Genomic DNA, 19173 nt, shown 5'->3' with positions numbered 1-19173 from the left:
TCATTTTTGCCGGAAAAAATAAAAAAGCCCACCGAAGTGGGCGGTTGCGGCGCTAAAGCCCTAGGCGCGCAGGATACGGTTTTTACCCTGCTGTTTGGCTTTGTACAGCGCTTCATCGACGCTCACCACCAGTTTATCCAGCGGCTCCATGTTCCATTCCCCCAGCCCGGCGCTGAAGGTGACCGTCAGGCCATCTTCGCGCCAGGTGCGCCGTTCGACGTTTACCCGCCATGTTTCCAGCAGCGTGCGGGCGTTATCAATATGTTCGGCAGGAAAGACCACCGCGAACTCTTCACCACCATAGCGATAGAGGGATATCTCCAGCGGCTGGAGGACCTGCAGCCCTTCGCGGGCGACGTTACGCAGAACGATATCGCCGTTGAGGTGACCCCAGGTGTCGTTGATCGATTTAAAGTTATCGATATCGACCAGCGCGAGGGCGAACGGCTGATGATCGTTCATCAGCGCGGCAATATCGCTGTCGAAGGCGCGGCGGTTCTTGCAGCCGGTGAGCGCGTCAATGGTCGCCTGGCGGACGTAGGTCAGTTCGCGCTGCTTATTAGTTTCAATGGCTTTACTCAGCATCGCCTCGAGGCGTGGGGCGCGTTTGACGTCGCCGGTTTTAATCGCATTGATGATATTCATCAGCACGGTGCGGGAGGCATGACGCAGATAAAGGCCGAACAGGATGATGATGATCGCCGCGAGGGCGAAACCGCCGATCACTAAATTGGTTTCATGGCGCGTCAGATTAACCAGGGTAGTGTTATCGACACGGAAAATCACAAACCAGTCGGGATTGGTAAAGGAATAATAGTAATACCAGGTGTCGCTCCCGGGATCGTAAAGCTGCCCCTCGCCGCTGGTCATTTTATCCATCAGCTCATTACTGACGAAGGGTTTAAACAGCGCGCCAGGGTCGGAGTGCAGGACCACTTTGCCATCACGCTGCACCACAAAAAACTCGCCCTGTACGGGGGCCACCATCTGGCGCAGCGCGAACCCCATGGAGGTGAGATCGAGATGAAAGGCCAGGCTGCCCTTGAGTTTCCCCTCCGGGGTGATGATGGGTTTGAAAATGGTAATCGTCGGATGGTGGGTAAAAAAATCCATATATGGGCTGGTGTAGTGGCTGAAGGTGCTGGCTTCCGCCTGTTTGATAAACCAGGGTCGTGTTCTGGGATCGAAAGCCTGACTGTCTTCATTTTCCAGCACCTCCGGGGCGCGCAGATAGTGGCCCTCGGTATCCGCCAGCGAGATGGATGAGACGCTCGGCATCATGTTCTGTAACTGCATCAGCGTCGTTAACCCTTTCTCCGGTTCCACATTGACTGCGCGATTCAGTTCGTCATTGCGGGCAAAGAAGGCGACCGCGCGCCCAAGGATAAAATCATTTTCCCGCAGCAGGGTTTCCGTGTAGTTGATCGCCAGGTTGTGGGTAAAGTTGCGGTTAATGTCGTGATAATCTTCAAGAAAATCTTTTCGCTGCGCCAGGGTGACAAAAATAGCGATCAGCATAAAACTGAGCAAGATGCCGGCAAACCCCACGACGATCGGCGTCGTGAAAGAGAGCTTTCTATTGTGTAGAGCCATGAATCGTTAATCGTCCCGGATGTATAAACCATGGGTCCGAACGCAGGTTGCGACTGCGACGCCTGCCGATCGAATCAGTTAACTATTGCTCAATTATAACTCTGAGGCCTTCATGTATCGTGATTTATATTCGGCGACAATGAACAGGCCCTCGATCAGCGCGGAGAGGCAGGGCGAAAATGAGGAAGAAAAGGTTCGCCCTGGTCAGCGTCCGCTGCTGACCCGGGCAGAATAGAAAAAGGGCGCCTGGCGGGCCAGCCTCCGTTTTTCATCTCTCGTGCAGGCACGCAAAAATATCAGGCGCTTACACTGTACATCATGAGGTTTGCGAGGCGCGTCCCAGCCAGCTGTCCCAGTCTTTCCACACCGGCTGCAGGCCGCGGGCAGCCAGCGCGCTGGCGACTTCTTCAGGCCGACGGTCATCGTGCGGCGCGAACTGCTCAAGCTCCGGATGGTCGTCGGCGTAACCCCCGGGCTGGGTTTTGGAGAAGGCGCTGACGTTATTGATCGCCAGCGGGATCACCCGGTCGCGGAACCAGGGGGATTCGCGGGTGGATAGCGACAGCTCAACCTCCGGCGCCAGCAGGCGGAAGGCGCAGATGGTCTGCACCAGCTGACGCTCATCCATTAGCGAGGCCGGTTCAATGCCGCCGGCGCAGGGACGCAGACGCGGGAAGGAGACCGAATAGCGGCTGCGCCAGTAGCGTTGCTGCAGCCACAGCAGGTGCTCAGCGACCATAAAGCAGTCCACCCGCCAGCTGTCGGAAAGGCCGATCAGCGCGCCAAGGCCGATCTTATCGATCCCCGCCTCGCCCAGGCGATCCGGCGTATCCAGCCGCCAGAAGAAATCCTGCTTTTTCCCTTTCAGGTGGTGCTGAGCGTACATGCTTTCGTGATAGGTCTCCTGATAGACCATCACCCCGTCGAGCCCCAGGGTTTTCAGCTCGGCATACTCGTCGGTCGCCAGCGGCTGCACCTCCATATGCAGCGAGGCAAACTGGCTGCGGATTGCCGGCAGGTGCTGGCGGAAATAATCCATTCCCACCTTGCCCTGATGCTCACCGGTCACCAGCAGCAGATGCTCAAAGCCCAGGTCGCGGATCGCGGCGCACTCGCGGGCAATCTCGGCAGCATCCAGCGTCTTGCGCTTAATGCGGTTGCTCATCGAGAAGCCGCAGTAGGTGCAGTCGTTGGCGCACAGGTTGGAAAGATACAGCGGCACGTAGAAGCTGACGGTATTGCCGAAGCGCTGACGGGTAAGCCGCTGCGCGCGCTGGGCCAGAGGTTCAAGATACCCGGCCGCCGCCGGCGAAAGCAGGGCCATCATGTCGTCGCGGGTCAGCTGTTTGGCCGCCAGCGCCCGTTCGACATCGGCGGCGGTTTTACCGTTGATGCGCAGGCGGATGTCGTCCCACTCCAGCTGCCGCCAGCGATCGCTGAAGGTTTTCATGCCAGCGCCTCCAGGAATCCGGTGAGCGGGCTGGTGGCCTGCGCCTGCGCGCTGCGCGCCCCCGGTCCGGCCTGACGGGCCAGCAAGCCGGCCTCGACCGCCATACGGAAAGCGTGGGCCATGGCCACGGGATCGTCGGCGACGGCAATAGCGGTATTGACCAGCACCGCGTCCGCGCCCATTTCCAGCGCCTGCGCCGCATGGCTTGGGACGCCGATGCCGGCGTCGACCACCACCGGCACCGTCGCCTGCTCGATAATAATCTCCAGCATGGCTTTGGTTTCCAGCCCCTGATTGGAGCCGATCGGCGCGCCCAGGGGCATCACCGCCGCGCAGCCAGCCTCTTCCAGCCGTTTACACAGCACCGGGTCGGCGCCGCAGTAGGGCAGCACCACGAACCCTTCGCGGACCAGCAGCTCCGCCGCTTTCAGGGTTTCAATCGGGTCGGGCAGCAGCCAGCGGGCGTCCGGGTGGATCTCCAGTTTCAGCCAGTGGGTGCCCAAGGCTTCCCGTGCCAGGCGGGCGGCAAATACCGCCTCTTCCGCTGTCTTGGCGCCCGAGGTATTCGGCAGCAGGCTGACTCCCGCCGCCAGCAGCGGGGCGAGGATGGCGTCATTGTGCTGACGTAAATCGACGCGCTTCATCGCCAGGGTGACCAGCTGGCTGCCCGAGGCGCGAATCGCCTCAACCATCACCTCCGGGGCGGCGAATTTGCCGGTACCGGTGAAAAGATGGGATTCAAATGTTTTGTCTGCAATACGTAACATGTCAGCCTCCAGCGATAACCTGAAAAAGCAGGACTCGATCGCCTTCCTGCAAGAGATGATCTTCCCACCGGTCGCGCGGCAGAATGTGTTGATTGAGCGCCAGCGCGACGCCCGGCTGCAGCTGTTCGAGCTGGGTCAGCAGGGCGCTGACGCTGAGATGGTCGGCGCACGCCAGCGGCTCGTCGTTAAACCAGATCTGCATGCCGCCCTCCGCAAATCGGGCAGCCCCGGGAACGCTGTAGCGCCAGGTTACGCCAGTTGCTGGTGCGGGCGTCGAACAGCCGCAGAGTGTTGCGCGGCGTCGTCATGCCGCTGAGCAGCTTGATGGCCTCCAGCGCCTGCAGCGTGCCCATCATGCCGACCACCGGGCCGACGATCCCCGCGGTGCGGCAGTTGCGCTGCGGTTCGTCGCTATCCGGCCACAGGCAGCGATAGCAGCCCTGCGTCCAGGGGGGGGTGAGCACCATCAGCTGACCGCCGAAGCCGACGGCGCTGGCGGTCACTAACGGGATGTCGAGGGCCACGCAGGCGGCATTGATCGCCTGGCGGGTGACCATGTTATCGGTACAGTCCAGCACCACGTCCGCTTTCGCCACCTCGGCGCGCAGCGCCTCGCCGCTTAACCGCTGCTGGAGCGCAACCAGTTTGATCTGCGGATTTAGCTGGCTGAGCCGCGTCTTTGCCGCCGCGGCTTTTGGCCGATCGATATCCGCGCTGGTGAACAGGATCTGCCGCTGCAGATTGCTGAGATGCACGGCGTCGTCATCGGCCAGGGTCAGCGTCCCGACGCCAGCCCCGGCAAGATAGAGCGCCGCCGGGGAGCCCAGCCCGCCAAGGCCGATAATCAGCACCCGGCTGGCTAACAGCTTCTGCTGCCCCTCGATGGCGATATCCTCCAGCAGCAGCTGACGGCTATAGCGCATAAAGTCGTGATCATTCATCGCCCGCTCCCGCCAGCGTCAGCAGCTGGTCGGTCGCTGCCCGCCAGTCCGCCGCCTGGGTGATGGCGCTGACCACTGCGATGCTGCCGACGCCGGTCGCCAGCACCGCTGGGGCCTTTTCAAGGCTAATTCCGCCGATCGCCACGGTGGGGTAATCCGCCAGGCGTTGGATATGTCTGGCAAGCTGATCGAGCCCCTGCGGCGCGGAGGGCATCTGTTTGGTTTGCGTCGGGAAGACGTGACCCAGGGCGATGTAAGAGGGGCGCGCCGCCAGGGCGACATCAATCTCCATATCGTCATGGGTGGAGACGCCCAGACGTAGCCCGGCTTGGCGGATGGCGCTCAGATCGGTGGTTTCCAGATCTTCTTGTCCGAGATGCACGCCGTAGGCCTGGTGCTTGATCGCCAGTCGCCAGTAATCGTTAATGAACAGCCGGGCGTGATAGCGGCGGCCAAGGGCGATGGCGGCGATGACGTCATCCTCCACCTCGCTGTCGCGTCGGTCTTTGATGCGCAGCTGAATAGTACGCACGCCGGCTTCGAGCAGGCGCTCAATCCACGCCACGCTGTCCACTACCGGGTAGAGTCCGAGACGAAACGGGACGGGTGGAAAATCAGGCTGATACATCAGACTTCCTCCTGTTTCAGGTAGATTTCGCCGCCGCGGGCGCGGAAGTGATGCGACATATCGGCCATGCCGGCGTCGATGGCCTGTCTGGCGGCGTAGTCGCGGACTTCCTGAGTGATCTTCATTGAGCAGAATTTCGGACCGCACATGGAGCAGAAGTGGGCAACTTTGCCGGATTCCTGCGGCAGGGTTTCATCGTGATAGGCCCGGGCGGTAAACGGATCCAGCGCGAGGTTAAACTGGTCTTCCCAGCGGAATTCAAAGCGCGCCTTCGACATGGCGTTATCGCGGATCTGCGCCCCGGGGTGACCTTTCGCCAGGTCGGCGGCGTGGGCGGCGATTTTGTAGGTAATCAACCCCTGCTTCACATCCTCTTTGTTGGGCAGGCCGAGATGCTCTTTTGGCGTGACATAGCACAGCATGGCGCAGCCGAACCAGCCGATCATCGCCGCGCCGATGCCGGAGGTGAAATGGTCGTAGCCCGGCGCAATGTCGGTGGTGAGCGGCCCGAGGGTGTAGAACGGCGCTTCGTGGCAGTGCTCCAGCTCCTCGGTCATATTGCGGCGGATCATCTGCATCGGCACGTGGCCGGGGCCCTCGATCATCACCTGCACGTCATACTCCCAGGCGATTTTCGTCAGCTCGCCGAGAGTGCGCAGCTCGGAGAACTGCGCTTCGTCGTTGGCATCCTGAATGGAGCCGGGGCGCAGGCCATCGCCCAGCGACAGCGACACGTCATAGGCGGCGCAGATTTCGCAGATTTCGCGGAAATGCTGGTAGAGAAAGTTTTCCTGATGGTGCGACAGGCACCATTTGGCCATGATTGAGCCGCCGCGCGAAACGATGCCGGTCAGACGCTTCGCGGTCATCGGGACGTAGCGCAGCAGTACGCCGGCGTGAATGGTGAAGTAGTCGACCCCCTGTTCGGCCTGTTCCAGCAGGGTATCGCGGAAGGCTTCCCAGGTGAGGTTCTCGGCGATGCCGTTGACTTTCTCCAGCGCCTGGTAAATCGGTACGGTGCCGATCGGTACCGGGCTGTTACGCAGGATCCACTCGCGGGTTTCGTGGATATAGCGGCCGGTGGAGAGATCCATCACCGTATCGGCGCCCCAGCGGGTGGACCAGACCAGCTTCTCGACCTCTTCTTCGATGGAGGAGGTCACCGCCGAGTTGCCGATATTAGCATTCACTTTTACCAGGAAGTTGCGGCCGATAATCATCGGCTCAGACTCCGGGTGGTTGATATTGGCCGGGATGATGGCGCGCCCGGCGGCCACTTCATCACGGACGAACTCAGGGGTAATGTTTTCCGGCAGACGGGCGCCGAAGCCTTCGCCGGCATGCTGCTGGCGCAGAACTTCGCTGCGAATACGTTCGCGGCCCATGTTTTCGCGAATGGCGATGAACTCCATCTCCGGGGTGACGATCCCCTGGCGGGCGTAGTGCAGTTGGGTAACACATTTGCCGGCAACGGCGCGTTTTGGCTTCAGCTGGCTATTGAAGCGCAGCTCATCAAGGCCGTCATCGGCCAGCCGCGCTTTGGTATAGGCCGAGCTGCGTTCGCTGAGCGGGGCACAGTCATTGCGCGCGTCGATCCACGGCTGGCGCAGCCTGGCCAGCCCCTGGCGGACATTAATGCCAATATCCGGGTCGCCATAAGGTCCGGAGGTGTCATACACCGGGATCGGTTCGTTGGCTTCGTACTGTGGGTTATCGTTATCGCCGCCGACGAGGGTTGGGCTGAGCTGGATTTCACGCATTGGGACGCGGATATCCGCTTGTGAACCTTGAATGTAGATACGGCGCGAATTAGGGAAAGCAGCGCCTTCCAGCGTATCGATAAATCGCTGCGCGTGCTCGCGTAGCTCACGACGGGTCAGTTTGGTAGTAGACATAGCGCATTCCAGATGAAAAGGACATGGCTTGTCAGACGACGGATGGAGTAACAGATGCGATCGGCCCTGACGGACTGACGCGAACAGCAGTTTACTCTTGTTCCCTTCGCAGGTATTAGCCTGATCAGGTTCCGCGGATCCCGAATTAACGGTCTCAGCCTTTTCCACGTTAGCCTTCACATGGAAAATAAGCACTCCGACAAGATGACATCCCCTCCGGAGAGGGGGAATGAAGGTAAACTACTCGTTAATTGCGCACAACTCAAGCGGTCGGGGCAATATTATCGCGCACCTCATCGTTCAGATGATGGGCGACGGCGAGGGCGATCAGTTTATCTTCCAGGGCGAAACGCGCTTCCAGCGACTCGCCGATATCCGACAGCGCCTGCTGAAATTCAAGGTAGTTATCATGATCAATGGCGTTTTCGAGGCAGGTATCGTAGTAGTCCATCATCTGCTGGGTATTGGCTTCCAGCTGCGGGTAAAGCCGGGTGGCGGCTAAAAGTGGGGTATCGCCTTCCATTTCGCCAATAATGCGTTCATAAATACTAAAATGACCGGACGAGAGGTAATCCACCAGACTTTGGCAAAAGTCATCCAGCGCCTTTTCGTTTAGCCGCATAAACGACTCTTTGCCCGGTTTCAGGCCAACCAGATTGTAGTAAGCCACGAGCAGATGCTTACGCACTTGTAGCCAGCGATCGACCAGTTCATTACTACCGCCAACGCGCTCCGTCAGATTTTCCAGCTGGTTTAGCATGATTGACTCCGCTAGTTTTGATTTAAATCTGCTCACCAAAAATGTAAATATAATGTTAACAACATGCCAGTGAAGCAAAGGTAGTGCAATAGATATGGATCGTATTATTGAAAAATTAGATCGCGGCTGGTGGGTTGTCAGTCACGAACAAAAATTATGGTTGCCAGGTGGAGAATTACCACATGGCGAAGCGGTTAATTTCGATCTTGTCGGCCAGCATGCGCTGCATATCGGCGAATGGCAGGGCGATCCGGTGTGGATGGTGCGCCAGGATCGTCGCCATGACATGGGATCGTTACGCCAGGTGCTGGATCAGGATCCGGGACTCTTTCAGCTGGCGGGACGGGGGATCCAGCTCGCCGAATTTTATCGATCGCATAAATTTTGCGGCTACTGCGGTCACCCGATGCATGCCAGTAAAAGCGAATGGGCGATGCTGTGCAGCCACTGTCGTGAACGTTACTACCCGCAAATTGCCCCGTGCATTATCGTCGCTATCCGTCGCGACGATGCGATCCTGCTGGCGCAACATACCCGACATCGCAATGGGGTACACACCGTGCTGGCCGGGTTCGTCGAGGTCGGCGAAACCCTCGAGCAGGCCGTTGCCCGTGAGGTGATGGAGGAGAGCGGTATCCGGGTGAAAAATCTGCGCTACGTGACTTCTCAACCGTGGCCGTTCCCGCAGTCGCTGATGACTGCCTTTATGGCGGATTACGCGGAGGGCGATATCGTGGTGGATAAAAAAGAGTTACTCAGCGCGGACTGGTACCGCTATGACGATCTGCCGCTTCTGCCGCCGCCGGGGACGGTGGCGCGCCGGCTTATCGAAGATACCGTCGCGATGTGTCGGGCAGAGTTCGAGTGACATGTTACACTGGGCGTATCAACGCTAAAGGAATGTAAAAATGACCGAACTGAAGAACGATCGTTACCTGCGCGCGCTGCTGCGTCAGCCGGTTGATGTCACCCCGGTGTGGATGATGCGCCAGGCGGGCCGCTATTTACCGGAGTACAAAGCCACCCGTGCGCAAGCGGGCGACTTTATGTCGCTGTGTAAAAATGCCGAGCTGGCCTGCGAAGTGACGCTCCAGCCGCTGCGTCGTTACCCGCTGGACGCGGCGATCCTCTTTTCGGACATCCTGACCATCCCGGACGCCATGGGTCTGGGGCTGTACTTTGAGGCAGGCGAAGGCCCGCGCTTCACCTCGCCGGTGAAAAGCAAAGCCGACGTCGACAAGCTGCCTGTCCCGGATCCCGAGCAGGAACTGGGCTACGTGATGAATGCCGTGCGCACCATTCGCCGCGAACTGAAAGGCGAAGTGCCGCTGATCGGTTTTTCCGGTAGCCCATGGACGCTGGCGACCTACATGGTGGAAGGCGGCAGCAGCAAGGCTTTCACCGTCATCAAAAAGATGATGTACGCCGACCCGCAGGCGCTGCACGCGCTGCTGGATAAGCTGGCGAAGAGCGTCACCCTGTATCTCAACGCGCAGATCAAAGCCGGCGCGCAGTCGGTGATGATTTTTGACACCTGGGGCGGGGTGCTGACCGGCCGCGACTACCAGCAGTTCTCCCTCTACTACATGCATAAAATCGTCGATGGCCTGCTGCGGGAAAACGAAGGCCGCCGCGTGCCGGTGACGCTGTTCACCAAAGGCGGCGGTCAGTGGCTGGAAGCGATGGCGGAGACCGGCTGTGACGCGCTGGGTCTCGACTGGACCACCGATATTGCCGATGCCCGTCGTCGCGTGGGCAACAAAGTCGCGCTGCAGGGCAATATGGATCCGTCCATGCTCTATGCGCCCGCCGCGCGTATTGAAGAAGAAGTCGCGACCATCCTCGCCGGCTTTGGTCAGGGGGAAGGCCACGTCTTTAACCTCGGCCACGGCATCCATCAGGACGTTGACCCTGAGCATGCGGGCGTCTTTGTTGAAGCGGTGCATCGTCTTTCCGCACCCTATCACCAGTAGGAGATCAGCCATATGGATTTAGCCGCACTCCGTATCCAACAGCAACAGTTAGCCACGTCGGTAGAGCGGGCGGATCGACTGGATCGCGACCCGCCAGTATTGATCGGCGGTGCGGATGTCGGGTTTGAGCAGGAAGGGGAAGTCACCCGAGCTGCGATGGTGCTGCTGACCTGGCCTGAACTGGAGCTGGTGGAGTATCAGGTGGCGCGCGTCGCCACCTCCATGCCCTATATTCCCGGCTTTCTCTCGTTTCGCGAAACGCCTGCGCTGCTGGCGGCGTGGGAGCAGCTTTCGCAAAAACCGGACCTGTTGTTTGTTGACGGACACGGTATTTCCCATCCCCGGCGGCTGGGCGTCGCCAGCCATTTTGGCCTGATGATCGACGTGCCGACCATCGGGGTGGCGAAAAAACGGCTGTGTGGAAAAATCGGCGAACTGGGTGATGCCCCCGGCGCGCTGGCCCCGCTGATGGATAAAAATGAACAACTGGCCTGGGTCTGGCGCAGTAAAGTCCGCTGCAACCCGCTGTTTATTAGCACCGGCCACCGGGTGGGCATGGACAGCGCCTTAATGTGGGTCGAACGCTGCATGCGAGGCTATCGTCTGCCCGAGCCGACGCGTTGGGCTGATGCGGTGGCGTCCCGCCGTCCGTCATTTGTGCGTTGGCAAGCAAATCACAGCTGATTCAGGTACACTGCGCCTAATTTCTGACTTCGAGAATTCATCATGTTACAAAACCCGATTCACCTGCGCCTGGAGAAGCTGGAAAGCTGGCAGCATGTCACTTTTATGGCCTGCCTGTGCGAGCGTATGTACCCCAACTACGCGATGTTCTGCAAGCAAACCGAGTTTGGCGACGGCCAGCTGTACCGTCGTATCCTGGATCTGATCTGGGAAACGCTGACGGTCAAAGATGCGAAGGTGAATTTCGACAGTCAGCTGGAGAAACTGGAAGAGGCAATCCCGGCGGCAGATGATTTCGACCTGTACGGTGTTTATCCGGCCATAGACGCCTGCGTGGCGTTGAGCGAACTGATCCATTCCCGTCTGAGCGGCGAAACGCTCGAGCACGCGATCGAGGTGAGCAAAACCTCCATCACCACCGTGGCGATGCTGGAAATGACCCAGGAAGGCCGCGAAATGACCGACGAAGAGCTGAAAGCGAACCCGGCGGTAGAGCAGGAATGGGACATTCAGTGGGAAATTTTCCGCCTGCTGGCCGACTGCGAAGAGCGTGACCTTGAGCTGATAAAAGGCCTGCGCGCGGACCTGCGTGAGGCCGGCGAGAGCAATATTGGTATAAATTTTCAGCAGTGAGACCAGAAAACGTGATTTACCGCCTGAATTGTAGCGTCTGAAGGCTTCCATTCCGCCCCCCGTCTGGTCTACATTTGGAGGGCGAAAAAAAGTGGCTATCGGTGCGTGTATGCAGGAGGGTGCTTTTTTGGCATTTCCGTCGCACTCGATGCTTAGCAAGCGATAAACACATTGTAAGGATAACTTATGAACAAGACTCAACTGATTGATGTAATTGCGGACAAAGCTGACCTGTCCAAAGCACAGGCTAAAGCTGCCCTGGAATCTACCCTGGCTGCAATTACTGAGTCTCTGAAAGAAGGTGATGCTGTTCAACTGGTTGGTTTCGGTACCTTCAAAGTGAACCACCGCGCTGAGCGTACTGGCCGCAACCCGCAGACCGGTAAAGAGATCAAAATCGCTGCAGCTAACGTGCCGGCATTTGTTTCTGGCAAAGCACTGAAAGACGCAGTTAAGTAAGACCGCGTGGCAGTGAACAGTTTTATCGAAGGGGCTATTAAGCCCCTTTTGTCTGTCTGGCGCCGGCCTCTGGCGCTGGCGGGCATCCTGTTGCTAACTGCCTGCAGCCATAACGCGTCGCTACCACCGTTTACCGCCAGCGGTTATGCGGACAACCAGGGGGCGATGCGTATCTGGCGTAAAGATTCTGGCGATGAAGTCCATCTTCTCGCCGCCTTCAGCCCGTGGCGTCACGGGGACACCTCGACCAGCGAATATCGCTGGCAGGGCGATCAGCTGACGCTTATTGAACTCAATGTCTACGGCAAGCCGCCGGAACATATTCGCGCCCGCTTTGACGCGCAGGGCGATCTGAGCTTTATGCAGCGGGAAGTTGACGGGCAGAAGCAGCAGCTCTCCAGCGACCAGGTCGCGCTGTACCGTTATCGCGCCGAGCAGATCCGCCAGACCAGCGACGCCCTCCGTCAGGGTCGGGTCGTCCTGCGTCAGGGGCGCTGGAACGCCGCCGCGCATACCGTCCTGACCTGCGAAGGGCAGACGGTGACGCCCGATCTCGATAGTCGGGCGCTGGCGCACATTGAACGCCGCCAGAGCCACGCTTCCGCCGCGGTGAGCATTGCCTGGCTTGAGGCGCCGGAAGGCTCTCAACTGCTGCTGGTGGCCAATGAAAACTTCTGCACCTGGCAGCCGACGGAAAAAAGCTTCTAACCTTTACCAGTGATTCATGCCCATATGACCGCCGCCGCTACCGCGACAGCCGCCATATCCCATGCCTGCGCCGCGGGGAACGCCTGCCTCAGCCAGCGCGAGATCAAATTTCACCCGCTGCTGATCCAGCTTCTGGCGTAAGCCTTCCATCTCCTGAGCGACGGCTTCAATCTTGCCGCTGTCCGGCTTTTGCGCCGTGAGCAGCGCATTGTACTCATAGCGTTTGGACTGCAGCTGCTGGCGAAGGGCGCTGGTTTGCGCATAGTAGTCGTTATGCAGCTTTTGCGCGGTAGCCTGCTGCTCCTGGGTCAGCTGGCTGTAGCCCTGGTTGCCCATCCCGTTATTGTTGCCCCAGTGGTGGTTGGCCCAGGCCGCGTTGCTGCCGAAGGTCAGCGCGGCAAGGGTGACGAGGGCGAGAGGTAAGTTACGGTTCCGTTTCATGGCATTTTCTCCTGTGTGGTTTCTCTTGGTATTGCATCTTCCATGCCAGCCTGAAAAAGCCCGTCCGAACAGATCTGCCGAGGCCGTGGCAGAGAAGGCGAGTAAAAATGACCCGTTCCGCCCGGGACCGGCGAGTCATTTTTACTCGCTAAAGCGCAGGCGATATGTTTGAGAGCAGGTTTGGCCGTGCGGAAACATGGCATGATTTCTGCTGAAAGATCCTGCTGATAGCGAAAAGGAGATGACAAGGACTCGCCGATGAAGATCAAACCTTTTTCCCGGGACGCTGCCGCTGGCGCGCTGAGCTGGCTGCTGACCGGTACGGTGGTGCTGCTGGTGGTGCTATTCTCCGCGATGATCGTCCGCGATTACGGTCGTGAGACGACCGCCGCCCGACACACTATTGAGGAGAAGGGGAGCGTACTGATCCGCGCGCTGGAGTCCGGCACGCGCGTCGGCATGGGAATGCGGATGCATCACGCGCAGCTGCAGGCCCTGCTGGAAGAGATGGCCTGGCAGCCGGGCGTCCTGTGGTTCGCGGTGACTGATGACAATGGCACCATCATCGCTCACAGCGATCCGCAGCAGGTGGGCCAAACGCTCTACAGCCCCGCGCAGATGCGTGCGCTGGCGGTTGGCGAACAGGCGCGCTGGCGGCGGCTTAGCGAGCCGCAGCCGGCCATGGAGGTCTATCGCCAGTTTCGCCCGCTCAATCCGGCCCGCGGCCACCATAGGGGCATGATGAATCGCGGCGACAGTGCCCTGGCTCAAGCCACCGTCCCGCAGGTGATTTTTATCGCCTTTGATAGCCGTGAGCTGGATGCCGCGCAGGCCCGCGGGCAGCGGAATATGGTCATCATGCTGGGCGCCGCCGCGCTGGTGACAGCGGCAACGATCCTCGCCCAGTTCTGGTTCCGCCGCTATCGCCGCTCGCGAAAACAACTGCTGGAGGCGATGGCCCGCAAAGAGAAACTGGTGGCGCTTGGCCATCTGGCGGCGGGCGTGGCGCACGAGATCCGCAATCCACTCTCGTCGATTAAAGGGCTGGCGAAATATTTTGCCGAGCGCACGCCGCCGGGCGGCGAGTCGCATCAGTTAGCGCGGGTGATGGCCAAAGAGGCCGACCGCCTGAACCGGGTGGTCAGCGAACTGCTGGAGCTGGTCCGGCCCGCGCATTTAAATTATCAGCCGGTGGATATCAACGCGCTTATCCACCACTCATTACAGCTGATCAGCCAGGATGCGCAGAGTCGCGGGATCGCGCTGCAATTCACTCCGCGCCCGGAGCTCTCCACGATCAACGCCGATGCCGACCGCCTGAACCAGGTGCTGTTGAACCTGTACCTGAACGCGATGCAGGCGATTGGCCGTGACGGCGTCATTCGCGTATCGGCAAGCGAAGCTGACCGTCAGCGGATGAAAATCGTCATCGCAGATAGCGGTAAAGGGATGACTGCCGAAGAGCTGCAGGCCATCTTCACCCCCTATTTCACCACCAAAGCGGACGGCACCGGGCTGGGGCTGGCGGTGGTGCAGAATATTATCGAACAACATGGCGGGACGATCCGCGCCGAAAGTCAGCCGGGGGCTGGAGCGATATTTACGCTTTGGCTACCGATTGATGCTCAACGGAGGGAAGATGAGCAGCGATAAGGTACAGATTCTGGTTGTCGATGATGACATCAGCCACTGCACGATCCTGCAGGCGCTGCTGCGCGGCTGGGGCTATCAGGTGGTATTAGCCCACAACGGCCTGCAGGCGCTGGAGCTGATCCATCAGCAGGTCTTCGACCTGGTGCTGTGCGATATTCGCATGGCGGAGATGGACGGTATCGCGACGTTAAAAGAGATTAAAGCCTATAACCCGGCGATCCCGGTGCTGATCATGACGGCGTTCTCCAGCGTCGATACGGCGGTGGAGGCCATCAAGTCCGGGGCGCTGGATTATCTGATTAAACCGCTGGATTTTGACACGTTACAGCAGACGTTAGTCCAGGCGCTGGCACACACCCGGCATAGCGAGGGCGAACACCCCGCCGCAGCGAGTTCGCGCTGGGGCATGATAGGCGACAGCCCGGCGATGCAGGCGCTTCTTAATAATATTACGCTGGTAGCCCCTTCGGATGCGACGGTGCTGATCTATGGAGAGTCGGGAACCGGTAAGGAACTGGTGGCGCGCGCCATCCACGCCTGCAGCGGGCGCGGTGATAAGCCGCTGGTGACGCTCAACTGCGCGGCGCTGAATGAGTCGCTACTGGAGTCGGAACTCTTCGGCCATGAAAAAGGGGCGTTTACCGGCGCGGATCGGCGACGTGAAGGGCGCTTTGTCGAAGCGGATGGCGGCACGCTATTCCTCGATGAAATTGGCGATATCTCGCCATTGATGCAGGTCCGGCTGCTGCGGGCGATTCAGGAGCGGGAGGTGCAGCGGGTCGGCAGCAACCAGACGCTTGCCGTTGATGTGCGGCTGATCGCCGCCACCCACCGCAACCTCGCGGAAGAGGTAAGCGCCGGGCGTTTTCGCCAGGATCTCTATTACCGCCTGAACGTCGTGACTATTGAGATGCCGCCGCTGCGCCGGCGCCGGGAAGATATTCCGCCGCTGGCGCAGCACTTTCTCAAACGCTATGCCGAACGCAATCGTAAGGCGGTAAAGGGGTTCACGCCACAGGCGATGGACCTGCTGATCCACTACTCCTGGCCGGGCAACATTCGCGAGCTGGAAAACGCGGTGGAGCGGGCGGTGGTGCTACTGACCGGGGACTATATCTCCGGGCGGGAATTGCCGCTGGCGATCGCGGGTACGCCGCTGCCGTCAGGCGGGAGCGAGGAGGGGCTGATTCAGCCGCTAGTGGAAGTCGAAAAAGAGGTGATTCTGGCGGCGCTGGAAAAAACGGGCGGCAACAAAACCGAAGCCGCCCGTCAGTTAGGCATTACGCGGAAAACGCTGTTGGCGAAACTTAGCCGTTAGCCTTTTCGCGCTCAATGGCGCGCCAGCCGATATCGTTTCGGCTAAAGCTGCCATCCCAGCGAATATCGGTCAGCAGCTGATAGGCGCGCTGCTGCGCCTGCGCTACGGTATCGCCCAGGGCGGTGACGCACAGTACGCGCCCGCCGTTGGTGACCACGCGCTGGTCGTCAGACAGTTTCGTGCCGGCGTGGAAGACTTTACCGTCTGCCGCTTCCTGCTGCGGCAGGCCATGGATCTCATCGCCCGTGTTGTAGTTGCCCGGATAGCCGCCGGCGGCAACCACTACCCCCAGCGATGCGCGGTCATCCCACTCGGAGGTTTTCTCATCCAGCTTGCCGGCGCAGGCGGCGAGGCACAGCGCTACCAGGTCAGATTTCATGCGCAGCATGATCGGCTGGGTTTCCGGATCGCCAAAGCGGCAGTTGAACTCAATGACCTTTGGGTTGCCCTGCTTGTCGATCATCAGACCGGCATACAGGAAACCGGTATAGGTGTTGCCTTCCGCGGCCATGCCCTTCACGGTTGGCCAGATAATACGCTCCATGGTGCGCTGATGGACTTCATCAGTCACGACCGGCGCCGGAGAATAAGCGCCCATCCCACCGGTGTTCGGGCCGGTATCGCCGTTGCCGACGCGTTTGTGATCCTGGCTGGTGGCCATCGGCAGGACGTGCTCGCCGTCGACCATCACAATGAAGCTGGCCTCTTCGCCATCGAGGAACTCTTCAATGACGATGCGGTGTCCGGCGTCGCCAAAGGCGTTACCGGCCAGCATGTCTTTGACCGCCGCTTCGGCTTCCTCAAGGGTCATCGCCACGATAACGCCTTTACCCGCCGCCAGACCGTCGGCTTTGATGACGATCGGCGCGCCTTTCTCCCGCAGGTAAGCCAGCGCTGGCTCAACTTCGGTGAAGTTCTGATATTCCGCCGTCGGGATATGATGACGCGCGAGGAAATCTTTGGTGAAGGCTTTCGAGCCTTCCAGCTGCGCCGCGCCTTCGGTTGGCCCAAAGATGGCGAGCCCGGCGGCACGGAACGCGTCGACCACGCCAATCACCAACGGCGCTTCCGGACCAACGATGGTCAGGTCGATATTTTCATCCTGAGCGAAGCGCAGCAGCGCCGGAATATCGGTGACGCCGATGGCGACGTTTTGCAGCGACGGCTCCAGCGCGGTACCTGCGTTGCCCGGCGCAACGTAGACGGTATCAACCAGCGGCGATTGGGCCGCTTTCCAGGCCAGGGCGTGTTCACGCCCGCCGTTGCCGATTACTAATACTTTCATCTGCAGCTCCATGAATTAATGGCGGAAGTGGCGCATATCGGTGAAGATCATGGCGATGCCGTGTTCGTCAGCGGCGGCAATCACTTCGTCGTCGCGGATAGAGCCGCCCGGCTGGATAACGCAGGTGATGCCGACCGCAGCTGCGGCGTCAATCCCGTCGCGGAACGGGAAGAAGGCATCGGAGGCCATGGCGGAGCCTTTCACTTCCAGACCTTCGTCACCGGCTTTAATCCCGGCAATTTTCGCCGAATAGACGCGGCTCATCTGGCCGGCGCCTATGCCGATGGTCATATTGTCTTTGGCATACACGATGGCGTTGGATTTGACGAATTTCGCCACTTTCCAGCAGAACAGCGCATCGCGCAGCTCTTGCTCGCTCGGCTGACGTTTACTGACCACGCGCAGTTCGCCTGCGGTGACCATACCGAGATCGCGGTCCTGAACCAGCAGGCCGCCGTTGACACGTTTGAAATCGAGACCGGCAACGCGCGCTTCCCACTGACCGCAGGTCAGTACGCGGACGTTCTGCTTCGCGGCAGTGATTTTCAGCGCTTCTTCGCTGGCGGACGGGGCGATGATCACCTCGACAAACTGGCGAGAGATGATCGCCTGCGCGGTGTCGGCATCCAGCTCGCGGTTGAAGGCGATGATGCCGCCGAACGCGGAGGTCGGGTCGGTTTTGTATGCGCGATCGTAGGCGTCAAGGATCGAGTCGCTGACGGCAACGCCGCACGGGTTAGCGTGCTTAACGATCACGCAGGCCGGTTCGTTGAACTCTTTCACGCACTCCAGCGCCGCATCGGTATCGGCAATATTGTTATAGGAGAGCGCTTTACCCTGCAGCTGGGTAGCGGTTGCCACGGAAGCTTCTTTGACATTCTCTTCTATATAGAAGGCAGCCTGCTGGTGGCTGTTTTCGCCGTAGCGCATATCCTGCTTCTTAATGAAGTTCAGATTCAGGGTGCGTGGGAAGCGGCCAGCGGCTTCTTTGCTTTCGCCGTGATAGGCCGGAACCATGCTGCCGAAGTAGTTGGCGATCATGCTGTCGTACGCGGCGGTGTGTTCGAAGGCTTTAATGGCGAGGTCGAAGCGGGTGTCCAGCGTCAGGGAGCCTTCGTTGGCGTCCATTTCATTAATGATGGCGGTGTAGTCGCTGCTCTTCACCACGATGGCGACATCTTTGTGGTTCTTCGCCGCGGAGCGGACCATGGTTGGGCCGCCGATATCGATGTTTTCCACCGCGTCTTCCAGCGAGCAGCCTTCACGAGCGACGGTTTGGGCAAACGGATAGAGGTTAACGACCACCATATCGATAGGCGCGATACCGTGCTGCTGCATGATGCCATCATCCTGACCGCGACGACCGAGGATGCCGCCGTGTACTTTCGGATGCAGGGTCTTCACGCGTCCATCCATCATTTCCGGGAAACCGGTGTAGTCAGAGACTTCGGTTACCGGCAGGCCTTTATCTGCCAGCAGGCGGGCGGTGCCGCCGGTGGACAGCAGCTCGACACCACGAGCGGAAAGCGCCTGCGCGAATTCGACGATACCGGCCTTGTCAGAAACACTGAGCAGAGCGCGGCGGACTGGACGACGTTGTTGCATGGTATTAAATCCCCAGGATTTGAACATTACAGAGAGCGTTAGGTGAGTTTTTGCCTAAAAACTCACCTAACGCACCCAACCGGGCATCCGTGTCATAGCGCGGCATTGTAACGAAAACGTTTGCGCAACGCTCGCGAATTTTTATCTTTCTCTTTAGGCCGATGGTTCTCCTTCTATATAGCTGCCGATCCGCGGGGCGTTCGGTCATGTTTTGACGCTCTCCTGTGGATAATTCTGTGTGTAAAGAGGTATAAAGCGGGGTTTTGCTGGGGAATGCAGCAGTCAGTCATTTTTCTGCCATTTTTCTATTGCGGGCGCTCGAGAACTCCCTATAATGCGCCTCCATCGACACGGCAGATGTGAATCACTTCACACAAACA

Annotated in this window: 19 protein-coding genes and 1 riboswitch; of the genes, 8 read left to right on the top strand and 11 right to left on the bottom strand. The window is 59.4% G+C overall.

Going from position 1 to position 19173, the window contains the following annotated elements; translation table 11 throughout:
- Nucleotides 1–60: 60 nt before the first annotated feature.
- From ABLV52_RS01460 to ABLV52_RS01425, 8 genes are all read right to left on the bottom strand, one after another.
- Complete coding sequence (locus tag ABLV52_RS01460; protein ID WP_017901111.1) at nt 61–1593, bottom strand: sensor domain-containing diguanylate cyclase; 1533 nt, start codon at nt 1591–1593, stop codon at nt 61–63.
- 316 nt (nt 1594–1909) lie between these two features.
- On the bottom strand, nt 1910–3043 hold the full coding sequence (gene thiH / locus ABLV52_RS01455) for a 2-iminoacetate synthase ThiH (protein WP_023291594.1): 1134 nt from the start codon (nt 3041–3043) through the stop codon (nt 1910–1912).
- Nucleotides 3040–3810 carry a thiazole synthase gene (gene thiG / locus ABLV52_RS01450; RefSeq protein ID WP_004206751.1) on the bottom strand — a complete coding sequence of 257 codons (771 nt, stop codon included), beginning with the start codon at nt 3808–3810 and terminating at the stop codon, nt 3040–3042. Before thiG ends, thiH begins: the two co-directional genes overlap by 4 nt.
- A 1-nt stretch (nt 3811) precedes the next feature.
- The gene (thiS, locus tag ABLV52_RS01445; protein ID WP_017901114.1) at nt 3812–4012 is read right to left on the bottom strand and encodes a sulfur carrier protein ThiS; all 201 of its coding nucleotides are present in this window, start codon (nt 4010–4012) and stop codon (nt 3812–3814) included.
- On the bottom strand, nt 3996–4751 hold the full coding sequence (gene thiF, locus ABLV52_RS01440) for a thiazole biosynthesis adenylyltransferase ThiF (protein ID WP_023291595.1): 756 nt from the start codon (nt 4749–4751) through the stop codon (nt 3996–3998). The genes thiS and thiF overlap by 17 nt, the downstream gene beginning before the upstream one ends.
- Entirely contained in the window at nt 4744–5379 is a 636-nt protein-coding gene (gene thiE / locus ABLV52_RS01435; RefSeq protein WP_049014805.1) for a thiamine phosphate synthase, read from the bottom strand. The genes thiF and thiE overlap by 8 nt, the downstream gene beginning before the upstream one ends.
- On the bottom strand, nt 5379–7274 hold the full coding sequence (thiC, locus tag ABLV52_RS01430) for a phosphomethylpyrimidine synthase ThiC (RefSeq protein WP_023291597.1): 1896 nt from the start codon (nt 7272–7274) through the stop codon (nt 5379–5381). Before thiC ends, thiE begins: the two co-directional genes overlap by 1 nt.
- Nucleotides 7275–7358: 84 nt before the next feature.
- A riboswitch (TPP riboswitch) is annotated at nt 7359–7483 on the bottom strand.
- A gap of 53 nt (nt 7484–7536) precedes the next feature.
- Nucleotides 7537–8034 (bottom strand): Rsd/AlgQ family anti-sigma factor, encoded by a 498-nt coding sequence (locus ABLV52_RS01425; protein ID WP_023291598.1) that lies wholly within the window; start codon nt 8032–8034, stop codon nt 7537–7539.
- A 94-nt stretch (nt 8035–8128) separates the two neighbouring features.
- Between ABLV52_RS01425 and nudC the strand changes: the two genes are divergently transcribed.
- The 6 genes from nudC to ABLV52_RS01395 all read left to right on the top strand — a co-directional run bounded on the left by nudC (nt 8129) and on the right by ABLV52_RS01395 (nt 12491).
- The gene (gene nudC / locus ABLV52_RS01420) at nt 8129–8902 is read left to right on the top strand and encodes an NAD(+) diphosphatase (RefSeq protein WP_023291599.1); all 774 of its coding nucleotides are present in this window, start codon (nt 8129–8131) and stop codon (nt 8900–8902) included.
- A 40-nt stretch (nt 8903–8942) separates the two neighbouring features.
- Nucleotides 8943–10007, top strand: coding sequence for a uroporphyrinogen decarboxylase (hemE, locus tag ABLV52_RS01415; protein WP_023291600.1), 1065 nt, complete (start codon nt 8943–8945; stop codon nt 10005–10007).
- A gap of 12 nt (nt 10008–10019) precedes the next feature.
- Complete coding sequence (gene nfi, locus ABLV52_RS01410; protein ID WP_348889923.1) at nt 10020–10691, top strand: deoxyribonuclease V; 672 nt, start codon at nt 10020–10022, stop codon at nt 10689–10691.
- Between the two features lie 42 nt (nt 10692–10733).
- Entirely contained in the window at nt 10734–11324 is a 591-nt protein-coding gene (locus ABLV52_RS01405) for a YjaG family protein (protein WP_004206742.1), read from the top strand.
- A gap of 186 nt (nt 11325–11510) precedes the next feature.
- Nucleotides 11511–11783 carry a nucleoid-associated protein HU-alpha gene (gene hupA / locus ABLV52_RS01400; RefSeq protein ID WP_002884342.1) on the top strand — a complete coding sequence of 91 codons (273 nt, stop codon included), beginning with the start codon at nt 11511–11513 and terminating at the stop codon, nt 11781–11783.
- 12 nt (nt 11784–11795) lie between these two features.
- On the top strand, nt 11796–12491 hold the full coding sequence (locus ABLV52_RS01395; protein ID WP_023319466.1) for a DUF1481 domain-containing protein: 696 nt from the start codon (nt 11796–11798) through the stop codon (nt 12489–12491).
- 3 nt (nt 12492–12494) lie between these two features.
- Here the strand turns inward: ABLV52_RS01395 and zraP are convergent, their stop codons facing one another.
- Entirely contained in the window at nt 12495–12932 is a 438-nt protein-coding gene (gene zraP, locus ABLV52_RS01390) for a zinc resistance sensor/chaperone ZraP (protein WP_023291603.1), read from the bottom strand.
- 258 nt (nt 12933–13190) lie between these two features.
- Between zraP and zraS the strand changes: the two genes are divergently transcribed.
- Both zraS and zraR read left to right on the top strand, forming a co-directional pair.
- Nucleotides 13191–14585, top strand: coding sequence for a two-component system sensor histidine kinase ZraS (zraS, locus tag ABLV52_RS01385; protein ID WP_132136443.1), 1395 nt, complete (start codon nt 13191–13193; stop codon nt 14583–14585).
- Complete coding sequence (zraR, locus tag ABLV52_RS01380; RefSeq protein WP_049014812.1) at nt 14572–15903, top strand: sigma-54-dependent response regulator transcription factor ZraR; 1332 nt, start codon at nt 14572–14574, stop codon at nt 15901–15903. Before zraS ends, zraR begins: the two co-directional genes overlap by 14 nt.
- On the opposite strand, the gene purD is transcribed toward zraR, so the two are convergent.
- Both purD and purH read right to left on the bottom strand, forming a co-directional pair.
- The gene (gene purD, locus ABLV52_RS01375) at nt 15893–17188 is read right to left on the bottom strand and encodes a phosphoribosylamine--glycine ligase (RefSeq protein ID WP_050534016.1); all 1296 of its coding nucleotides are present in this window, start codon (nt 17186–17188) and stop codon (nt 15893–15895) included. The two genes, zraR and purD, sit on opposite strands and share 11 nt — an antisense overlap.
- A 15-nt stretch (nt 17189–17203) precedes the next feature.
- Entirely contained in the window at nt 17204–18793 is a 1590-nt protein-coding gene (gene purH, locus ABLV52_RS01370; RefSeq protein WP_023291607.1) for a bifunctional phosphoribosylaminoimidazolecarboxamide formyltransferase/IMP cyclohydrolase, read from the bottom strand.
- Nucleotides 18794–19173: the final 380 nt, after the last annotated feature.

The sequence above is a fragment of the Klebsiella sp. GB_Kp056 genome (assembly GCF_040064755.1).
GTDB lineage: Bacteria > Pseudomonadota > Gammaproteobacteria > Enterobacterales > Enterobacteriaceae > Klebsiella > Klebsiella quasipneumoniae.
This window is presented reverse-complemented; position numbering and strand designations above follow the sequence as displayed.

Coding starts and splice junctions, on each gene's coding strand:
- ABLV52_RS01460 (WP_017901111.1), bottom strand. CDS start 1,593: ATGGCTCTACACAATAGAAAGCTCTCTTTCACGACGCCGATCGTCGTG.
- thiH (WP_023291594.1), bottom strand. CDS start 3,043: ATGAAAACCTTCAGCGATCGCTGGCGGCAGCTGGAGTGGGACGACATC.
- thiG (WP_004206751.1), bottom strand. CDS start 3,810: ATGTTACGTATTGCAGACAAAACATTTGAATCCCATCTTTTCACCGGT.
- thiS (WP_017901114.1), bottom strand. CDS start 4,012: ATGCAGATCTGGTTTAACGACGAGCCGCTGGCGTGCGCCGACCATCTC.
- thiF (WP_023291595.1), bottom strand. CDS start 4,751: ATGAATGATCACGACTTTATGCGCTATAGCCGTCAGCTGCTGCTGGAG.
- thiE (WP_049014805.1), bottom strand. CDS start 5,379: ATGTATCAGCCTGATTTTCCACCCGTCCCGTTTCGTCTCGGACTCTAC.
- thiC (WP_023291597.1), bottom strand. CDS start 7,274: ATGTCTACTACCAAACTGACCCGTCGTGAGCTACGCGAGCACGCGCAG.
- ABLV52_RS01425 (WP_023291598.1), bottom strand. CDS start 8,034: ATGCTAAACCAGCTGGAAAATCTGACGGAGCGCGTTGGCGGTAGTAAT.
- nudC (WP_023291599.1), top strand. CDS start 8,129: ATGGATCGTATTATTGAAAAATTAGATCGCGGCTGGTGGGTTGTCAGT.
- hemE (WP_023291600.1), top strand. CDS start 8,943: ATGACCGAACTGAAGAACGATCGTTACCTGCGCGCGCTGCTGCGTCAG.
- nfi (WP_348889923.1), top strand. CDS start 10,020: ATGGATTTAGCCGCACTCCGTATCCAACAGCAACAGTTAGCCACGTCG.
- ABLV52_RS01405 (WP_004206742.1), top strand. CDS start 10,734: ATGTTACAAAACCCGATTCACCTGCGCCTGGAGAAGCTGGAAAGCTGG.
- hupA (WP_002884342.1), top strand. CDS start 11,511: ATGAACAAGACTCAACTGATTGATGTAATTGCGGACAAAGCTGACCTG.
- zraP (WP_023291603.1), bottom strand. CDS start 12,932: ATGAAACGGAACCGTAACTTACCTCTCGCCCTCGTCACCCTTGCCGCG.
- zraS (WP_132136443.1), top strand. CDS start 13,191: ATGAAGATCAAACCTTTTTCCCGGGACGCTGCCGCTGGCGCGCTGAGC.
- zraR (WP_049014812.1), top strand. CDS start 14,572: ATGAGCAGCGATAAGGTACAGATTCTGGTTGTCGATGATGACATCAGC.
- purD (WP_050534016.1), bottom strand. CDS start 17,188: ATGAAAGTATTAGTAATCGGCAACGGCGGGCGTGAACACGCCCTGGCC.
- purH (WP_023291607.1), bottom strand. CDS start 18,793: ATGCAACAACGTCGTCCAGTCCGCCGCGCTCTGCTCAGTGTTTCTGAC.